The organism is Novosphingobium sp. Sphag1I (genome assembly GCF_056279125.1).
Genome location: NZ_JBWBQS010000003.1, coordinates 171296 through 190710, shown reverse-complemented (window position 1 = coordinate 190710; position 19415 = coordinate 171296). Strand labels below are relative to the sequence as shown.

The following is a 19415-nucleotide window of genomic DNA, read 5'->3' as shown; positions in this document are numbered from 1 at the left end:
AGTCGATCTTTGCCATGCCCATCCGATTGGTTTAATCCCCTGCTGACAAGGGGATTGAGCATGGGATTGGGTACGGCGGCGCTGTTTGCCTTGGGCTGGATCGGCCTGTTGTTTGCGGTGGCGGCCGTTGCCGAGGCCTATAGCGAATTGCCGCGTGGGCGGCGGCGCCTCAAGAACCTGCGTCTGGGCGCCTATACGCTGGCGCTGGGGGTCTATTGCTCCAGTTGGACCATCTATGGCGCGGTGGGCAGCGTGGTGCGCGAGGGGTGGAATTTTCTGCCCATTTATCTGGCGCCGATTGGTTTGCTGGCGCTGGCGCCGGGTTTCTTGCGGCGCTTGTCCCAAACCTTGCGCGAAACACAGGCGACGACGCCCTCGGACTTTATCGCCGCACGCTTTGGCCATGATGTGGTGGTGGCGCGGCTGGTCACGATCATCGCTCTGGCGGGCAGCGTCCCCTATATGGCGCTGCAATTGCGCTCCATCGGGACGGCGGTGGCCATCATTACGGGCAAGGATGATACGGTGGTCGGCCCGACCATGCTGGCGGCGGCGGGGTTGCTGGCGCTGTTTGCGATCCTGTTCGGCGCGCGGCGGTTTGAGCGTGCGGGGCGTTCCGAAGGCATGGTTTACGCCATCGCGCTGGAATCGGGGATCAAGCTTCTCGCGCTGTTTCTGGTGGCGGCGCTGGCCATCGGCATTGTGGTACAGGCCGATGAGGCGCGCGCCGCCGATGGTCTGGCGCAATTGGCCCGCCATTTCCGGGCCGAGGATATTTCGCTGGAAACATGGGTCATCGCCCTGATTTCGGCCTGCGCAATCCTCGTCCTGCCGCGACAATTCTATATGGCACTGGTCGAGGCGCGTGAAGTGGACGATCTGCCGCGCGCACGCTGGGGCGTGGTGGCCTATGTTCTGGCCATGGTGGTGTTGGTCGTGCCGATTGCATGGGCTGGGATCATCGCGCTGGGCCGGGGCGTCGCGCCGGATTTCTATGTGCTCTATCTGCCGCTGGCCTCGGGCCATGGCCATATTGCGGCGGCTGCCCTGATCGGCGGGATCAGCGCGGCGGCCGCCATGGTCATCACCGATGCAACCGCTCTGGCCGCGATGGTGTCGAACGATCTCATCTTCCCCTCGGTCCTGCGCACCGGGGCGGGGGCCGAGGCCGGCGTGCTGGGGCGGCGGATGCTGCTGGTGCGGCGGGCCTCGATCGTGGGCGTTATTGCGCTGGCGCTGGTCTGGGCCGAAATGGTTTCGCCGCGCCAGTCACTGGCCTCGATCGGGCTGGTGGCCTTTGCGGCGATGGCGCAATTTACGCCGCATATGATTTTGGCGGTGTTTGGCGGCAATCGCGATGGCATGGCCGCACGGGCCAGTCTGGCGACGGGGCTGGTGCTTTGGCTATATACGCTGGCGTTGCCGCCGGTGATGCCAGAAGGGTGGCGGCTGTGGTTGGCGGCGGGGCCGTTTGATCCGTTGCGCCTGCTGGGCATGGGCCATGCGCCGCCGCTGGTCCATGGGGTGCTGTGGTCGCTGGGGGCCAATCTGGTCATGTTTCTTGCGGTCTCTGCGCGGCGCGGGGCGGGCAATCCGCTGCCATCGCTGATGGGGTGGCAAAGGCAGGTGTCGGACCTGTCGGACCTCAAAGACCTGACCGCCAGTTTTATCGGACATGAGCGGGCCGAACATGAATTTGCCGATGCCCGGCGCGGCATGGCCATTGACCGCCGCTCGGCACAGCGCGCGCGCAAACTGATCGCCACCGTGGTGGGCGCCAGCAGCGCCCGCGCCTTGGTGGCCAGCGCGATGGCGGGGGGGACGATGAGCCTTGCCGCCGTGACGCGCCTGCTGGACGAACGTGGGCAGTCGCTGACCTTTTCGCGGCAATTGCTGGCCGCGACCTTTGAAAATATCGAGGCGGGGATCAGCGTCGTCGATGGTCAGCAGAAATTGGTGGCGTGGAACACGCGGTATGAGCAATTGTTCGATTATCCGGTGGGGCTGCTCTATGTCGGCGCGCCGGTGGCCGACCTGATCCGCCACAATGCGCGGCGCGGCGATTTTGGCGCGGGCACCGATGTCGAACATGAGGTGGAAAAGCGCCTGCGCCATTTGCGCCGGGCGCAGGAATATACGTTCGAACGCCACCGCGCCGATGGTCAGGTCATCAAGATGGTGGGTGGCCCCATGCCGGGCGGCGGCTATGTCACCAGCTTTATCGACATTACCGCCGAAGCGCAGGTCCGCGCCGAATTGAAGCGCACGCTGGCCGGTATGGAAACCCGTGTGGCCGAACGCACCCATGAATTGTCCGAGGCGAACCAGCGCCTGGCGCAGGCGGATCGGGACAAGACGCGCTTTCTGGCCGCGGCCAGCCATGATCTGTTGCAGCCGTTGCATGCCGCACGCCTGTTTACGGCGGCGCTGGCGCGCGATGTGCCGGATCATTCGCGGATGCTGGTCGGGCGGGTGGACAATGCGATTGTTGCGGCCGAGGATCTTCTGCGCGCCTTGCTCGACATTTCCAAGCTGGACGCGGGCGGGGTGCAGGCGCGGCCAGAACCCTTGCTGGTTGAAACGTTCCTGCGCGATCTGGTCGAGAATTTTCGGCCCATGGCGCAGGAAAAGGGGTTGGAACTGCGTCTGGCCCGGATGAGTGTCAGGCCGATGGTGTTGCGCACCGATCCGGGCCTGCTGCGTTCGCTGTTACAGAATTTCATCACCAATGCGCTGCGCTATACGCTTGATGGTGGGGTTTTGGTGGGTGCGCGATGGCGGGTCGGGGCGCAGGGCGATGAATTGCGCATCGATGTGATCGATACCGGCGTTGGTATTCCCCCGCAACAACGCGAGGCGATTTTTGGCGAATTCACCCGCCTTGGTGAGGTGGAGGCCGAGGGGCTGGGGCTGGGCCTTGCCCTGTCGCGGCGGATCGCGCGGTTGCTGGGGGCGCGGATCGAGGTTGCGTCCAATGTCGGGCGCGGCAGCCGGTTCAGCCTGACCCTGCCCGCCGCGCAGGATGCGGTGCGGATGAGCCTGCCGCAGGCCGCGCCTGTGCCCGGCAGCGTTGCGGCCCATGTTCGGGCGCTTGACGTTCTGGTGCTGGACAATGATCCGATGACGGTGGAGGCGACCGCCGCGCTGCTGACGGCGCTGGGCCATCACCCCCATGCCGCCGATGATGGCGATGCGGCGCGGGCGATCCTGCGCAAAGGGGCGGTGGATGCGGTGCTGGCCGATTACCGGCTGGACACGGACGAGGATGGGTTGAGCGTGGTGGAAAGCCTGCGGGCGATGCGGTCGGGTTTGCCCGCCATGTTGATTACGGCGGAAACCAATCCGGCGATCCGTGAACGCGCCGTGGCAATGGGCGTGGTGATGATGGCCAAGCCCGCGAATGTCGCGGGGATTGAAGGGTTTTTGGCCGGGGTTGAGAAGGGGAATTAATGCGAGGGGCTAGACCCTAGCGCTCCCTTTACTGTATGCGTTGTGTCTAGGGTTCGGCGTTTTGTGTCGGACGCAACGTTTGAATTTTGAAAGCCTGCGGCGCGGACAAGGATGCATTCTCCGCGCCGCAGGCTTTAAACACCCCAACGCAAACTCCATCCTTCGCCAATTTGGCGCAACCCCATAACGGGATTGCAAAGGGACCGAGTCCCTTTGCCCGCCGGAGGCACTTTCAAACGCCCGCCGGAGGCAAAAACCACCTCGATCAAACCGCCTTCAAATCCAGCCCCAAAGACCGCGCCACCAAGGCCGCCTGTGTCCGGTTGCGCACGTCCAGCTTGCGCATGATGGCGGTCATATGGGCCTTGACGGTGGCCTCTGCGATGCCAAGGTTGTGGGCGATCTGCTTGTTCAATTGTCCGTCCAAAACGGCCAGCAGCACTTTCAACTGCGTCGGCGTCAGGCCCGCGACCTCACGGCGGATGTTGTCGAGTTCGCCGTTATCTTCATGCGCGCCGGGTTTGGCCGCGCCCAGTGTTTCCGCAATCTTGGCCTCGATGGTGGACAGATCGCTGTCTTTGGACAGGAAACCGATGGCACCAAAGGCGCGGGCTTCCTGCGGTGCGGCGGTGCCTTCGGCGCTGGAAACGACGAGGATCGGCACATCGGGTTTTTCCGCGTGCAGCAATGCAATGCCCGAATAACCCACCGCGCCGGGCATTTTCAGGTCCAGCGTGATCAGCGCCAGATTGTTGGCCTCGGCGGCGGCCTTGGCGGCGGCGGTCAATGTTCCGGCCTCGATAATGCGCGCCGATGGCAGGATCCGGTTGACGGCGAGGCTGAGCGCCTGGCGGAACAGCGGGTGGTCATCGGCAATCAGGACAGTCTGGGTCACTACAATCGGGCCTTTGGGCAATGATGCTGCCGACTCGCCTTGTCTTATGGGCTGTCGGTTCTGCGCTTTATGATAGACCCCCACGCCATCGCGGCAAGCCCTGAACCGGCCAAAAACTACGGGGCCGCCAGCTTTCGCCAGCGGCCCCGCGTGAAAGAGGGTTCGATTTTTGAGCCCGCCGATCAGGCATGGGCCATGTGCGGGCGGTTGGCCAACAGGTGATCAACCACCGACGGGTCGGCCAGCGTGCTGGTGTCGCCCAGATTGCCGACGTCATTTTCCGCGATCTTGCGCAGGATGCGGCGCATGATCTTGCCCGAACGGGTTTTCGGCAGGCCCGGTGCGAACTGAATGACGTCGGGCGTAGCGATGGGGCCGATTTCATGGCGCACCCATGCGACCAATTCCTTGCGCAGCGCCTCGTCGGGTTCGACGTCCGCGTTGCAGGTGACATAGGCATAGATGCCCTGACCCTTGATCTCATGCGGCATGCCGACAACGGCGGCCTCGGCCACCTTTTCATGGGCGACCAGCGCGGATTCGATTTCCGCCGTGCCCATGCGGTGGCCCGAGACGTTGATGACATCGTCGATGCGGCCGGTGATCCAGTAATAGCCGTCCTCGTCGCGGCGGCATCCGTCGCCGGTGAAGTAATAACCGGCAAAGGTGGTGAAATAGGTCTGGAAGAAGCGATCCGCATCGCCCCACACGCCGCGCATTTGCCCCGGCCAAGAGTCGGCGATCACGAGGCAGCCGTCGCCGGGGCCTTCCATCACCGTGCCGTCATTGTCGAGCAGCAGCGGCTGAACCCCAAAGAACGGACGCGAGGCCGAGCCGGGCTTCAACGCCGTGGCGCCGGGCAGGGGGGTGATCATCGTCCCGCCCGTTTCGGTCTGCCACCAGGTGTCGACGATGGGGCAGCGCCCTTCGCCCACGACCTTGTGATACCATTCCCAGGCTTCGGGGTTGATCGGTTCGCCCACCGAGCCAAGGACGCGCAGCGACTGGCGGCTGGTCTTTTTCACCCATTCATCGCCTTCGCGCATCAACGCGCGCAGGGCGGTGGGGGCGCCGTAAAAGATCTCGACCTGATATTTATCAACCACTTGCCAAAAGCGCGAGGGGTCGGGATAGTTGGGCACGCCTTCGAACATCAGCGTGGTGCCGCCGTTGATCAGCGGGCCATAGATCAGGTACGAATGGCCCGTTACCCAGCCCACATCCGCCGCGCACCAGTAAATCTGGCCCGGACGATAATCGAAGACATATTGATGCGTGGCCGAAACCCACACGCTGTATCCGCCGGTGGTGTGCAGCACGCCTTTTGGCTTGCCGGTCGAACCGGAGGTATAAAGGATGAACAGCGGGTCTTCGGCGTTCATTTCTTCGGGCGTGTTGTCGGGCGATGCGGCGGCGCAGGCCGTGTGCCAGTCGATGTCGCGGCCCGGCACCATGGGCACATCGCCCCCGGTGCGTTTCAGCACGATGACCTTTTCGATGCCCGGCGCATGGACCGTTGCTGCATCGACGTTCTTTTTCAGCGGAACCTTCTTGCCCCCGCGCAGACCTTCGTCGGCGGTGATGACGATGCGGCTGCCGCAATCCTCGACGCGGCCTGCCAGTGCTTCGGGGCTGAAACCGGCGAACACGATCGAATGGATCGCCCCGACGCGGGCGCAGGCCAGCATGGCCACAGCCGCTTCGGGCACCATAGGCAGATAGATCGTCACGCGGTCGCCGCGATTGACGCCCTGATCTTTCAGCACATTGGCAAAGCGGCAGACCATTTCGTGGAGTTCACGATAGCTGATGCGGCGCTCGGCCTCATCCGGGCTGTCGGGTTCCCACAGGATGGCGATCTGGTCCGCCCGCGTCGCCAGATGACGATCCAGCGCGTTGGCCGACAGATTGAGCGTGCCATCCTCGAACCAGCGGATGCCGAAATCCTCGGCATGATAGGACGTGTTCTTCACCTTGGTAAAAGGCTTGATCCAGTCGATGCGCTTGGCTTCCTGCGCCCAGAAAGCGTCGGGGTCGCTTACCGATTGCTGATACATGGCGGTATAGCGTGCATCGTCGACAAGGGCCTTTTCGGCCCAATCGGCGGGAACGGGATAGATGGCTTCGCCCATCGTCAGCACTCCTCTCAAAACTTGTTCTGATGGACGTAACCCGAGGGAGGCCCTCGTGCAGCCCATTCTTTGGACCAATACTATGTCAATATGGCGCAGGTCGTATCCCTTACCAAGGTCGTACACCGTGGGAGGATAAATAAACCATGGTCGGGATGGTGCCATGCGCCATTTCGCGGTGATCTTTGCATCACGGTCCGGACTGTCCACCGCAAAAGGATGGCCGGAAGGATGGAGAGGATCAATGACGGTTTTTCGTCAAAATGCGCGCGCACCGATGCGTGCCATGGCACTGTTGCTCACGGCATCGTCGCTGTTGGCACCCGCCGTTGCCATGGCCCGCGCGGCGTCGGCTTTGACTGCGCGTGAGGCGGCGCTGATGGAGCGGCTGGAAAGGCTGGAGGCCGAAGTGCGCCAGTTGCGCGCCGATGCCGCCGCCTCGCGCCAGCAGCAGGGCGAGGCCGTGGCCGCCGCCGTCACACAGGCCAGCGCCGCCACCCAGATCGCCCAGAGCGCCGTCACCCAAGCCAAGGCCACCAGCGAGCGCGTTGCCGTCGTCGAAAAGAAGCCCGAACCCGAAGGCATGCGCGTCGGGTCGAGCCATATCCGCATCGGCGGCTTCATCAAATTCAACGCTGATTACAGCCATTTTGACGGCGGGACCGTGGCCACCAACACGCTGGGCCGCGACTTTTACCTGCCCCAGGCAATCCCGGTGGTGACCCCCACCAGCCGGGGCAGCACCGACACCGATTTTTCCGCCAAACAGACGCGGCTGTGGTTCAATCTGGATACGACGGTGGCCGGGCACACGTTGCGCGGCTATCTGGAAACCGATTTTCAAACCACTGCCAGCGCCGCCGCCAATGTCGCGGGCGGGGGCAGCCAGCGCACCACCAATGGCTATACGCTGGCGCTGCGCCGGGCTTTTGTCCAATTCGACAAATGGACCTTTGGACAGGAGTGGACGACGTTCCAGAATGTCGCGGTCCTGCCCGAATCGACCGATTTTGTCGGCGCGACCGAAGGCACGGTTTTCGCCCGCCAGCCTCAGGTGCGTTATTCGACACCTTTGAGCCGCGCCGCCACGCTGCATATCGCGGTTGAAAATCCGGAAAGCGCGACCGCGACGGCGGGTTCTGCGGCGCTGGTGGAAAATGGCAGCGATCATCTGCCCGATTTCATCGCGCGCCTCAATTACGCGACGCGGCGCGGCGAGTTCACTTTCGCCGCATTGGGCCGTCAGGTGCGGACCGAAGTGTCGGGTTCGGGCGTGACCCGTCCGGGCTTTGGCGGATCGGTGACGGGGCGAATTGCGCTCAATGAAAAACGGACCAGCGACCTGCGTTTTTCGGCCACCTATGGCCAGAATATCGGGCGCTATGTCGGGCTGAATTTTGCCCCCGATGCGGTCTATGTGCCGGGCAGCAACAGTTTGGCCGATGTGCGGGTCTTTGCCGCCCTTGCCGCCGCCCGCGTGGCGATCAGCCCGGTTCTGCGCATCAATGTCATCGGTTCGATGCAGATGGTCGATTATGATGCCTCGCTCAATCCGGCGGCGATTGCCGCCTATAACAAGCGGGCGTGGTCGGGGGCGGTCAATCTGTTCTACTCGCCGGTGCGTGCGGTGGATCTGGGCATCGAATATCGCCACGGACAGCGCGAAATTGTCAGCGGCCAGAAAGGCAATATCGACCGCATCGAATTTGCCGCGAGATATAATTTCTGATTTAATCCAAATCATAAAACGGGGCCAAAGGCCCTTATGGGAGCGCCTGCCATGTCAATTTTACATGAGACGGCACAGGATCTGGGCAAATTGCCCAAACATCATGTGGCAACCCACGATGAAAAACTGGTCATCACGGCCAGCTCGCTGGGTACGGTGTTTGAATGGTATGATTTCTATCTCTACGGCCTGCTGACCGCGATCATTGCGGCGCAATTCCTGACGGGCCTGAACCAGACCACGTCGTTTATCATGGCGCTGCTGGTTTTTGCAGCCGGGTTCATCGTGCGGCCTTTTGGCGCGCTGGTGTTTGGCCATATCGGCGATCTGTTCGGGCGTCGGTACACGTTTATCATCACACTGACGGTGATGGGGCTTTCGACCTTCCTTGTCGGCTGTTTGCCCACGTATAAGCAGGTGGGCGTGGCCGCGCCGATCATGCTGGTGGTGCTGCGCATGTTTCAGGGGCTGGCGCTGGGCGGCGAATATGGCGGGGCGGCGACCTATGTGGCCGAACATGCCCCGGCCGGAAAGCGCGGCCTTTACACCAGCTGGATCCAGATCACCGCAACGGCGGGGCTGGCCATGGCGCTGTTGATCGTCATCACCGTGCGTTCGCCCGTCACCGGTGTGGGTGAGGAAGCGTTCAAGGAATGGGGCTGGCGCGTGCCCTATCTGATTTCGGGCCTGTTCCTGGTGTTGGGCCTGTGGTTGCGCCTGAAACTGCATGAAAGCCCGGTGTTCCAAAAGATCAAGTCGGAAGGAACAGGGTCGAAGGCCCCGCTGAAAGATGCGTTTGGCAAGTGGTCGAACCTGAAAATCGTGCTGATCGCTTTCTTCGGCGCCATCGCGGGGCAGGCGGTCGTGTGGTACACGGGCCAGCTTTATGCGATGTATTTCCTTGAAAAGATGCTGAAGGTTGACGGTTTGACCGCCAATACGCTGATCATCATCGCATTGGCTCTGGCCACGCCTTTCTTTCTTTTCTTCGGATCGTTGTCGGACAAGATCGGGCGCAAGCCGATCATCCTGACGGGCTGCGCTCTGGCGGCGCTGACCATGTTCCCGGTGTTCCACGCCTTGACCGAAGCGGCCAATCCCGCGCTGGCCCATGCGCAGGCCAATGCGCCGGTCAAGGTAACCGCCAATCCGGGTGAATGTTCATCGCAATTCGACCCCGTTGGCGCCAACAAGTTTGACACCACCAGTTGCGACATTGTCAAAAACGCCCTGGCCAAGGCGGCAATCAATTACGAGAACGTCGAAGCGCCCGCAGGCACCACCGCCAGCGTGTCCATCGGCAACACCACGATCACCGCCCCCGATCCGGCCAAACTGACCGGAGAGGACAAGAAGGCGGCCATCGCTGCGTTCACCACCGCCCTTGTCGGCAAACCGGCCAAGGATGATGCCCCCGCCGTCGTGGGTGAACTGACCAAGGTGGGCTATCCCACCAAGGCCGACCCGGACCAGATCAACAAGCCGTTGGTGGTGGTGATCCTGTTCTATCTCGTTCTGTTGGTGACGATGGTTTACGGGCCGATCGCGGCCATGCTGGTCGAACTCTTCCCCAGCCGGATCCGCTATTCGTCCATGTCCTTGCCCTATCATATCGGCAATGGCTGGCTGGGTGGTCTGTTGCCCGCCATCGGTTTTGCCATGGTGGCGGCCAATGGCGATATCTATCACGGTTTCTGGTATCCCGTGGTGGTGGCGGCGGCTACCTTCTTCTTTGGCCTGTTCTTTTTGCCCGAGACTTTTCGCCGCAACATCGATGAATAATACTTAAGTCCTACTCCCTTGAAAGTCGCGTCATGATCAGGCCTATTTGGTCCAGATCAAGGCGCGACTGTTCTTTTGCGCCCAAAGGCGCGTTCATCCTGCCTCCCGTCAATCCCTGCTTTTTGAGGAGACTTTCGATGACCACCGATACCGCGATCAGCCACCAGCTTACCACCCGCGACGGCGTGGTTCTGGACGTGCGCCCGGCCACAGAGGCGGACGAGGCCGCGCTGACGACTTTCTTCGATTCGGTGTCCGAACAGGACCGCCGCTTCCGCTTTTTTGCCGCGGGCGAACATGTCAGTCATGATCAGCTCGATCCTCTGCTCCACGCCGACCATTTCCGCAGCGAAAGCTATATCGCCTTTGACCATGTGACGGGCGAACTGGTCGCATCGGGCCTGCTGGCCTGTGATGGCAAAATGGATACCGGCGAAGTCGCCGTTTCGGTGCGCGCCGATTATCGCGGGCGCGGCGTGGGCTGGGCGATGCTCGACCTTTTGGCGCGAGAAGGGGAACGCCGGGGCGTGCGCCGCGTGATCTCGATCGAAAGCCGCGACAACCATGCCGCCATCGAGGTGGAGCGCGACAAGGGCTTTACCCCCGAAGCCTTCGAAGGTGATCCGACTTTAGTCGTTCTATCGAAAACATTCCGATAAGCTGATAGTCATGGCCATAAATCATAAAAACGAGGATGGCCATGAGCGAGCTTTATACTTCTGCTTGGAAAGAAAGTATCTGTAATCGCGAGGCATTTTGGGGCCGCGCAGCGGATGCTGTTGAATGGATGGATCAACCGTCGCGCGCATGGGACGATGCGCGCGGCTGGTTTCCCGATGGGGCGTTGAACACCGCCGTCAATGCGATTGACCGCCATGTTGTGGCCGGGCGCGGCGATGCCGCCGCCATCATTTATGACAGCCCCGTCACCGATACCGTCGAAACCTATTCCTATGCCGATCTGGCACATGAGGTTGGCCGCGTCGCCGCGATGTTGGCGCGATTGGGCGTGGTCAAAGGTGATCGGGTCATCCTCTATATGCCGATGATTCCCCAGACGCTGTTTGCCATGCTGGCCTGTGCGCGGTTGGGGGCGGTGCATTCGGTGGTGTTTGGCGGGTTTGCCGCCCACGAATTGGCCAAACGCATCGATGACGCCACCCCGCGCCTGATCCTGACCGCCAGCGCGGGGGTCGAAGGTTCGCGCAAGATTGCCTATAAGCCGATGGTGGACGAGGCGCTGCGCACATCGTCCCATCAGCCCGACCATGTGGTGCTGTTCCAGAGGGAAGCCTTGCAGGCCGACCTTGTCGCCCCGCGCGATTTGGATTGGGCCGCATTGATCGAGGAAGTCCGCGCCGATCCCGTTCCGCCGCCTGCGGCCATGGCGGCCGATGACCCGCTTTATATCCTTTACACCAGCGGCACCACCGGCACGCCCAAGGGTGTCGTGCGCGAAAATGGCGGTCATGCGGTGGCTCTCATATGGAGCATGGCCAATATTTATGATGTCGGTCCGGGCGATGTGTTTTGGGCGGCCAGCGATCTGGGCTGGGTTCTGGGCCATTCTTATATTCTCTATGCGCCGCTGCTGGTGGGCGCGACGACGGTTCTGTTCGAAGGCAAGCCGGTGGGGACGCCCGACGCGGGCACGTTCTGGCGCACGATCAAGCGCCATGGGGTCAAGGTGTTCTTCACCGCCCCCACTGCGATCCGCGCCATCCGCAAAGAGGACCCCTCGGCGTCTTTCCTTCGCGACATTGGCACGGGGCCGTTGGAGGCGGTCTTCCTTGCCGGGGAACGGGCCGATCCTGACACGATCCACTGGCTGGAGGAGCATAGCGCCCTGCCGGTGATCGACCACTGGTGGCAGACAGAGCTGGGCTGGCCCGGTGTTGCGACATGCCATGCGATGGGCGACACGCGCCGCCGCCCGGGCAGCGCGGGCTTTCCGGTGCCGGGTTATGAAATTGCCATCCTGGGCGATGATGGAAAGCCGGTGGAGACGGGGCAGTCCGGCTTTGTCGCGGTGCGCGAACCTTTGCCGCCCGGCGCGTTCCGAACGTTGTGGAACAACAAGGCGGGGTGGGAAAAGAACTTTGCCGCTTTCCCCGGCTGGTATGAAACGGGCGATGCGGGTTTTATCGATGCCGACGGCTTTGTCCATATTATGGGCCGCACCGATGATATCATCAATGTCGCGGGCCATCGCCTTTCCACCGGCCAGATGGAGCAGATTGTCGCAGCGCAAGATGGCGTGGCCGAATGCGCGGTGATCGGCGCGGATGATGCGATCAAGGGGATGGTGCCCATCGCCTTTGTCGTGCCGCGCGCCGGGTTTGATGCCGATACATCCTTGTCCATGCGGGTGATTGCCGCAGTCAGGGAAGAATTGGGTGCGGTGGCCGCGCTCAAGACCGCCTATGTTGTCGGTGCCTTGCCCAAAACGCGGTCGGGCAAGATTTTACGCAATCTTTTGCGCAAGATCGTCAATGGTGAGGCATGGACCTGTCCGCCCACGATTGATGATCCAGCGATTCCCGAGGCCATTGAGGCCGCGATCCGGCACGATTCGGCGCAGGTGGCGTGATAGGTTGAGGCAGGGAGGAATCTCTGCCTCGCCCGTCCAATTTGGTGGGCGAGTGTCACAATAGCGAGCCAAAATATCGGATGAAACGCCGGTGGAATGATGAGTCCGCCGTCATTTTCGCTGTCACAATGGCGGAAAGGCCGGGTTTTGGTGTTTTAAGTCTGCTTGTGAAATGCTGAATAAATCACTGTATTGTATGTGATTTTCGATCTTATGACATGGCCATGTGTGTCATTTGTGCACCACATTGCAATGTCATGGTTCTGTCATATTCCCGTCAAAAAAGTGCAACCCCCTCCACCTATTGGCGGCCTCAACACAGCACCGAATACCTAGGCCGGATGGGGAATTCTCCCATTCTCCCACTGGCCAACCTGATGGGGGTTTTATGTTTTCTGCTTCTCGTTTCCTCGCCGCGGCAAGTCTGCTGGCCGTCGCCGCTCCTGCTTATGCCGCCGATGCTGCTGCTGACGCTGCCGCCGATGCGCCCACCAGCGGTTTGACCGACATCGTGGTGACCGCAACCAAGCGCGAAACCAACCTGCAAAAGACGCCCATTGCCATCGCCGTGATGAGCGCCGACGAAATCAAGAAGCGTCACGTTCAGAGCCTGATGGATCTGGCCGACGGTTCGGTGCCCTCGCTGCGCATCTCGACCTTTGAAGCGCGCCAGTCGGCTCTGACCGTGGGTATCCGCGGTATCGTTCCCGACGACGCGAACCAGCCCGCCCGTGAACAGGGCGTCGGCATTTATCTCGACGGCGTCTATCTGGGCCGTCAGCATGGCCTGAACGCCAGCCTGTACGATCTGGAGCGCGTCGAAGTGCTCAAGGGCCCGCAGGGCACGCTGTTCGGCCGTAACACCGAAGGCGGCGCCGTTTCGATGGTCATCAAGGCCCCCACCGGCCGCGCCGAAGGCACGATCAACGGCGGCGTAGGCAACTATGGCGCCTATAACGCGCAGGCCCACATCAACCTGCCCGAATTCAACAACATCTCGATCAAGCTGGACGGCGTGCTTCAGCACCAGGATCCGACCGTGAAGAACCCGCTGGCGGGTCAGGCCGGTTTCAACCAGTATCACCGCGCCGGCGGCCGCATCACCGCCCGCTGGAAGCCGATCGAAGGTCTGACCGTTGACCTGTCGTATGACAAGTCGCGCGACGAAAACACCCCGTTCTATACCCAGCTCGTGACCATCGCCCCCAGCGCTCTGGCCACTCTGCCCAAGGACAGCAGCGGCAAGTCGCTGATCACCTATGGCCGCGGCCGCATGGACACCGCCGACATCGGCGTGCCCCAGAAGCCCAGCATCGACATCTCGCAGGGTTTCACCTCGCGCATCGCCTACAAGGTTGCTCCTTCGCTCGAACTGCGTTCGATCACCGCATGGCGCACCGTGAGCGATGAACAGTGGGACAACTCGGGCGGCGCGCACCGTACCCCGGTTTGGGGTGCTAACACCAACTTCAGCCGCTACTCGCTCTCGTGGCTCGACCAGCGCCAGTTCAGCCAGGAGCTGCAGCTGGTGGGTAGCGCGGGCAAGTTCGACTATGTCGGCGGCCTGTACTATTTCAGCGAACGCGCCAATGACTCGGCCCGCACGCCCAACACCAACCGTTGGAACGCGACGATGACGGGTTACACGATCAACGATCCGTCGACCTATCTGCAGGCGACCGTTGCCCGCGCCTCGATCGCCTGGGCCAAGAGCTATGCCGCGTTCGGTCAGACGACCTTCCACGCCACCGACGCGCTGAACCTGACGGTTGGCGGTCGTTACACCAAGGACAAGAAGAACGGTAACCTGTTCACCGTCAACGGTGCGGCCACCAGCTTCACCTTTGCCCAGGAAAACAACCGTTTCGACCCGCTGGTCGTGCTGGCCTATCAGGCAAACCGCGACATTAACGTCTATGCCAAGTTCTCGACCGGCTATCGCGCTGGCGGCGCCAGCTCGCGCTCGCTGAACTATCGCTCGTTCGGTCCGGAAGAAGTCAAGGCGTATGAAGTCGGCTTCAAGTCGGAATTCTTCGACCGCAAGGTGCGCTTCAACGTTGCCGCCTACATGATGGATCGCACCAACACGCAGGTCGACTTCAACTACTTCATCCTGCAGTCGAACGGCACCGTGCGTAACACGCTGGAAACCGTGAACGCCCAGGGCACCACCCGCATCCGCGGCGTGGAAGCCGACCTGACCGTGCGTCCGATGGAAGGCCTGACCGCCAACGTTTCGTATGCCTATACCTACACCCACGTTCCGCTGGCGCGTAACACGGTGCAGGAAGCGCTGAACGTTCAGCAGTATGGCACGACCGCTGCTGTGTATGAGCCGGTGTACATCCTCTATACGCCCAAGAACGCCTTCTCGGTGTCGGCCGATTATACCCGTCCGGTTGGTCACAATGGCGCGGAAATCCGTCTGCACCTCGATGGCAACTACAGCGATCCGGTTCACTCGTTCGTCAGCGAACAGCTGATGACCGACAAGAGCTTCATCGTGAACGGTCGTCTGGCTCTGGCCGATCTGGAACTGGGCGCGGACAAGCGCAAGGTGACGCTCTCGCTCTGGGCTCGCAACATGCTCAACGAACAGCACATCTATCGCCGCAGCGGTGCCAACACCTCGCTGGGTGACTATGCCAACTACAACGCACCGCGCACCTTCGGTATCGATGCTGCTTTCAGCTTCTGATCTGAATTACGCGAAGCAGATTGTTTCAAAGATGGCCGCTCAACCGAAAGGTTGGGCGGCCATTTCTATTGGGGATATAGGCAGAAGTGACCGCGCCAAGCAGCGCAACGCAAATCTGCGTTTCGCGCTTTGGTCTATGCTGGAAAGTGGCGGAAACCTTGGGAAATCATGGTGCCGGATGAGGGGATCGAACCCCCGACCTTCGGTTTACAAAACCGCTGCACTACCGCTGTGCTAATCCGGCCCATGAATGGCGCTATCTGGCGCGCGAAAGCCCCATAGCCTCAAATTGCGCCGAAGGTCCAGCCCTCGGTTTGCGCAATTTTGGGATTCATGACGGATGGGTGCCATAATTCTTCGCGATGGGCGTGGATGCGTAGCCATGCGGCCGTGATCAGGGCGTCGGCGGCATGGTCGGTGACGCGGTCTGGCAGCGCGCCGGCTGTACAACCCAGCGCGGTCAAGGCTTTGGCCAAGGCGTCCGCGTCGCGGATCTTGCTGTTGCGGGCGCTGCGGCCTGCGGCGATGGCGGCGATGGTGGTATAGATTTCGACCACGACCTTTCCCGCGCCGGGCAAAGGATCGATCGGCCAAACCGCAATGTCGCGGGGCAGGCGGTTGAGCAGCCTCATGCCCGACAGCGATCCTTTGCCAACCTGCGCCGCGCCCACCAGATTGAAATTGCTGGTGGGGGCGCATCCCATCAGACCTTGCGCCCATTCGGTTGCCCGAAAACGTCCGCGACCGCCGCCGAACAGGTCGCCTTCTCGGCTGCCATGGCGGCGGAAATGGCGGGCAATCTCCGGGTGATCGACAAAGGACGATACGCCCAGATGCGGATCAGAGGCACATAGTGCATCGACCATCGCCCAAAGCGAGCGTGCATCGGGCGGGCTTTCCGGCCATCCGGGAAAGAATGCACCGGCATCGACAAAGGGCAGCGATTGGCCAAGGTCAAAGCCGAAAAGCGCGTGCGGCGGCGTTTCATGGACCAGCCATTCCAGCACTTCACCGCGCGACCAGGCATGATCGGGGCGCACAAGTTGCGGGGCGGGATCATCCAGAGCCATGATCGCAACGGCAATCCCGCTATGGCGTTCTCCCGCTGCGCCGGACCAGTCGATGGCGGCGAAATGGGTGAAGCGGGGCGGCATTTACTCGCCCGCCCGTTCACGCCTTTTGCGGTCCCACCATTCCAGACGCTTGAGGATTTCGCGCTCGAAACCGCGTTCCACCGGGCGATAGAATCGCTGGGGCGCCATGCCTTCGGGCCAGTAATTGGCGCCGGAAAAAGCATCGGGCGCGTCGTGGTCATAGGCATAGTCCGCCCCGTAACCGATCTCTTTCATCAGCTTTGTCGGCGCGTTCAGGATGTTGGCGGGCGGCATCAGCGATCCGGTGGCCTTGGCGCTGGCGGCGGCCTCTTTCCATCCCTTATAGGCCGCGTTCGATTTGGGCGCGCTGGCCAGATAGAGGCAGGCCTGCGCGATGGCCAATTCGCCCTCCGGGCTGCCCAGAAATTCGAACGCATCCTTGGCCGCAAGGCATTGTTGCAACGCCATCGGATCGGCAAGGCCAATGTCCTCGGACGCCATGCGGACAAGGCGGCGCAGCAGATACATCGGATCTTCGCCCGCGGTCAGCATCCGCGCAAGGTAATAAAGCGCCGCCTGAGGGTCGGACCCGCGCACCGATTTGTGCAGCGCCGAGATCAGGTTGTAATGGCCGTCGCGATCTTTGTCATAGACGGCGACGCGGCGTTGCAGGAATTGGCCCAATTCGGATGGATCGAGCGGAGATGCGATCTGCGCATTGTACAAGGTCTCAGCCTGACCCAGCAGGAACCGCCCGTCGCCATCCGCGCTGGCCACCAGAGCCTCGCGCGCAGGGGGCGTCAGGGGCAGGGGCACGCCCTCGGCTTCCTCCGCACGGGCCAACAGGTGACCCAGCGCTTCGGGGGAAAGCCGGTGCAGGATCAGCACCTGCGCGCGGCTGAGCAAAGCGGCGTTGAGGGCGAAGGACGGGTTTTCGGTGGTTGCCCCCACCAGCGTCACAACGCCTTGTTCCACATAGGGCAGGAAGCCATCCTGCTGCGCCCGGTTGAAACGGTGGATTTCATCCACGAACAACAGCGTCCGCCGCCCCGACAGCGCCAGCGCGCCTTCCGCCTCGGCAAACATGCGTTTCAGGTCCGCAACGCCGGAAAAGACCGCGCTGATTGCGGCATAGCGCATGCCGACTGCCGCAGCCAGAAGGCGCGCGATGCTGGTCTTGCCCGTTCCCGGCGGCCCCCACAGGATCATGCTCGACAGGCTGCCCGCCGCCACCATCCGCCCAATCGCGCCGTTTGGGCCGGTCAGATGTTCCTGTCCGATGACTTCATCAAGGCCGGTCGGGCGCAGGCGTTCGGCCAAGGGAATCGCGCCCGTCGGGATGGCGCGGGGCGTGGGCGCGGGATCGTCGGCGGCAAACAAGTCGGGCATGGAGGGTATGTAGGAGGGAATGAAAGGAAAAGGAAGGTTTGCCTCCGGCGGGAGGTTTAAGGTGCCTCCGGCGGGCAAAGGGCGGGGGCCCTTTGCAATCCCGTTATGGGGTGGGGATGGTTGGCGGCGTTGCGTTGATGCCAGATGTTTGAAAGCCTGCGGCGCAAGTGAATTGGCGCCGCAGGCTCTAAAATTCAAACGGCGCGCCCGACACCAAACGTCAAACCCATAGCGCAACATAGACAGTAACGGGAGCGCGAGGGTCTAGACCCTCGCACCTAAACCCTTACTTGCCCACCCGCGCCTTCTGTCGGATCAACCGCAGATAGGTGTCGGCCACGGATTGATTGATCCGATCCCACGAGAAATCGCGGCTGCGCGCTTCCCCGGCGGCGCCATGGGCGGCGCGCAGGGCGGGGTCTTCGATATAGGCGCGCACGGCCTGAGCAAAGGCGTTGATATGGCCGGGCCGGACCAGGCGGCCCGAATGGCCATTGTCGACCAGGCTTTCCGACCCCGTCGCCTCGGCGCAGACCACCGGCAGCGAGCAGGCCATCGCCTCAAGCGTGACATTGCCAAAGGTTTCGGTGATCGAGGGGAAGAAGAGGATATCCATGCTGGCCACGGCGCGGCCAAGGTCGGTGCCCGCCTGATAACCGGCAAAGACCGCGTTGGAGGGCAGGCGGTTTTCAAACCATTCGCGCGCGGGGCCATCGCCCACGATCAGCACGCGGTGCTTGACGCCTTTGGCCACCAATTGGTCGATCGTGTCGGAAAAGACATCGAGGCCCTTTTCCATGACAAGGCGACTGAACAGGCCCACGACCACTTCATCATCGGCAATGCCAAGGCTGCGGCGCCATGCCATGTCGCGGCGGCTGGCGTCAAAAATGTGGCGGTCGACGCCCCGGCTCCACAGCGCGATGTCGTAATTCATCCGCTGTTCGCGCAGGACCTGCGCCATGGATTCCGACGGCGCGACCAATCCGTCGCACCGGCGATAGAAACGGCGCAAAATGGCCGTGAGGATGGGTTCGACCCAGGCCAGATTGTAATAGCGTGGATAGGTATCAAACCGGGTATGCACGCTGCCCAAAACAGGCAGGCCGTGGTCGCGCGCCCATGTGACGGCGCGGTGGGCCGACGGGTCGGGGCTGGATACGTGGACGATGTTGGGCGCGAACGCCTCCAGATCGCGGCGGACCGAGGCGGGCAGGCCGGTGGCCACGCGATATTCGGTGCGGCCGGGAATGGCAAAACTGGGCAAGCTGACCAGATCGCCGGCCGGTTCAAAGGCGGGCACCGCGACGGTGGGCGAATAGACGCGCACCTGCGCGCCTTGCGCCAGAAGATAGCCGACCAGACGGTTGAGCGCCTTGTTCGCGCCATCGGTGACCATGTTGTAATTGCCGCTGAAAAGCGCAACGCGCAGGTCACTGGTTTTTGTTGGGAGAGTCATCGCGCGCGCCATAGCGAAACCAGTGCCTTTTGGCGAGAGGCCCGCGACAAAGGTTGGGACAAAAGGTCGGCGCATGGCGAGGGGAATGACCCGAAAGGTCGCTATCGGCCCGCCATGCGCCTGAAAGTTTGGCCCCGCCATGCTGCAGAGGGTGCATGGATGGGCTCTGGGAGAGAGGGGGCGGCGGGGTGCCAAGG

At 62.2% G+C, this 19415-nt stretch carries 11 protein-coding genes and 1 tRNA gene; 6 read left to right on the top strand and 6 right to left on the bottom strand.

The genetic code is table 11. From position 1 onward, the window contains the following. Positions 1–60 precede the first annotated feature (60 nt). Entirely contained in the window at positions 61–3450 is a 3390-nt protein-coding gene (locus ACZ9HU_RS04450) for a PAS-domain containing protein (RefSeq protein ID WP_476102757.1), read from the top strand. Positions 3451–3715: 265 nt separating this feature from the next. Here ACZ9HU_RS04450 and ACZ9HU_RS04445 read toward each other — a convergent pair whose 3' ends face one another. Both ACZ9HU_RS04445 and acs read right to left on the bottom strand, forming a co-directional pair. Further along, positions 3716–4345: a LuxR C-terminal-related transcriptional regulator gene (locus ACZ9HU_RS04445; protein ID WP_476102754.1), complete on the bottom strand. Its 630-nt coding sequence runs from the start codon at positions 4343–4345 to the stop codon at positions 3716–3718. A 182-nt stretch (positions 4346–4527) separates the two neighbouring features. After that, a complete protein-coding gene (acs, locus tag ACZ9HU_RS04440) occupies positions 4528–6477 on the bottom strand; it encodes an acetate--CoA ligase (protein ID WP_476102752.1) in 1950 nt (649 codons plus the stop codon). A gap of 244 nt (positions 6478–6721) precedes the next feature. Here acs and ACZ9HU_RS04435 point away from each other — a divergent pair, with 244 nt between their 5' ends. From ACZ9HU_RS04435 to ACZ9HU_RS04415, 5 genes are all read left to right on the top strand, one after another. Continuing rightward, positions 6722–8206, top strand: a complete 1485-nt coding sequence (locus ACZ9HU_RS04435) for a DcaP family trimeric outer membrane transporter (RefSeq protein ID WP_476102750.1) — start codon at positions 6722–6724, stop codon at positions 8204–8206. Positions 8207–8257: 51 nt separating this feature from the next. Further along, complete coding sequence (locus ACZ9HU_RS04430; protein WP_476102748.1) at positions 8258–9988, top strand: MFS transporter; 1731 nt, start codon at positions 8258–8260, stop codon at positions 9986–9988. Positions 9989–10125: 137 nt separating this feature from the next. Further along, complete coding sequence (locus tag ACZ9HU_RS04425; protein WP_476102746.1) at positions 10126–10647, top strand: GNAT family N-acetyltransferase; 522 nt, start codon at positions 10126–10128, stop codon at positions 10645–10647. A gap of 41 nt (positions 10648–10688) precedes the next feature. Next, positions 10689–12578: an AMP-binding protein gene (locus ACZ9HU_RS04420; protein ID WP_476102743.1), complete on the top strand. Its 1890-nt coding sequence runs from the start codon at positions 10689–10691 to the stop codon at positions 12576–12578. 388 nt (positions 12579–12966) lie between these two features. Next, complete coding sequence (locus ACZ9HU_RS04415) at positions 12967–15276, top strand: TonB-dependent receptor (protein WP_476102741.1); 2310 nt, start codon at positions 12967–12969, stop codon at positions 15274–15276. A gap of 169 nt (positions 15277–15445) precedes the next feature. Here ACZ9HU_RS04415 and ACZ9HU_RS04410 read toward each other — a convergent pair. The 4 genes from ACZ9HU_RS04410 to ACZ9HU_RS04395 form a co-directional block, all read right to left on the bottom strand. Continuing rightward, positions 15446–15520: transfer RNA gene (locus tag ACZ9HU_RS04410), tRNA-Thr, on the bottom strand. Positions 15521–15560: 40 nt separating this feature from the next. Then, positions 15561–16430, bottom strand: a complete 870-nt coding sequence (locus tag ACZ9HU_RS04405; protein WP_476102739.1) for a hypothetical protein — start codon at positions 16428–16430, stop codon at positions 15561–15563. Continuing rightward, the gene (locus tag ACZ9HU_RS04400; RefSeq protein WP_476102737.1) at positions 16431–17759 is read right to left on the bottom strand and encodes a replication-associated recombination protein A; all 1329 of its coding nucleotides are present in this window, start codon (positions 17757–17759) and stop codon (positions 16431–16433) included. It lies immediately after the preceding gene. Between the two features lie 286 nt (positions 17760–18045). Continuing rightward, a complete protein-coding gene (locus tag ACZ9HU_RS04395; RefSeq protein ID WP_476102735.1) occupies positions 18046–19218 on the bottom strand; it encodes a glycosyltransferase family 4 protein in 1173 nt (390 codons plus the stop codon). Between the last annotated feature and the right edge of the window lie 197 nt (positions 19219–19415).

What these genes read in the sequence shown, in the direction of transcription:
- ACZ9HU_RS04420 (WP_476102743.1), top strand. Translation starts at nt 10,689, where the DNA reads ATGAGCGAGCTTTATACTTCTGCTTGGAAAGAAAGTATCTGTAATCGC.
- ACZ9HU_RS04430 (WP_476102748.1), top strand. Translation starts at nt 8,258, where the DNA reads ATGTCAATTTTACATGAGACGGCACAGGATCTGGGCAAATTGCCCAAA.
- ACZ9HU_RS04435 (WP_476102750.1), top strand. Translation starts at nt 6,722, where the DNA reads ATGACGGTTTTTCGTCAAAATGCGCGCGCACCGATGCGTGCCATGGCA.
- ACZ9HU_RS04405 (WP_476102739.1), bottom strand. Translation starts at nt 16,430, where the DNA reads ATGCCGCCCCGCTTCACCCATTTCGCCGCCATCGACTGGTCCGGCGCA.
- ACZ9HU_RS04415 (WP_476102741.1), top strand. Translation starts at nt 12,967, where the DNA reads ATGTTTTCTGCTTCTCGTTTCCTCGCCGCGGCAAGTCTGCTGGCCGTC.
- ACZ9HU_RS04450 (WP_476102757.1), top strand. Translation starts at nt 61, where the DNA reads ATGGGATTGGGTACGGCGGCGCTGTTTGCCTTGGGCTGGATCGGCCTG.
- ACZ9HU_RS04400 (WP_476102737.1), bottom strand. Translation starts at nt 17,759, where the DNA reads ATGCCCGACTTGTTTGCCGCCGACGATCCCGCGCCCACGCCCCGCGCC.
- acs (WP_476102752.1), bottom strand. Translation starts at nt 6,477, where the DNA reads ATGGGCGAAGCCATCTATCCCGTTCCCGCCGATTGGGCCGAAAAGGCC.
- ACZ9HU_RS04425 (WP_476102746.1), top strand. Translation starts at nt 10,126, where the DNA reads ATGACCACCGATACCGCGATCAGCCACCAGCTTACCACCCGCGACGGC.
- ACZ9HU_RS04395 (WP_476102735.1), bottom strand. Translation starts at nt 19,218, where the DNA reads ATGACTCTCCCAACAAAAACCAGTGACCTGCGCGTTGCGCTTTTCAGC.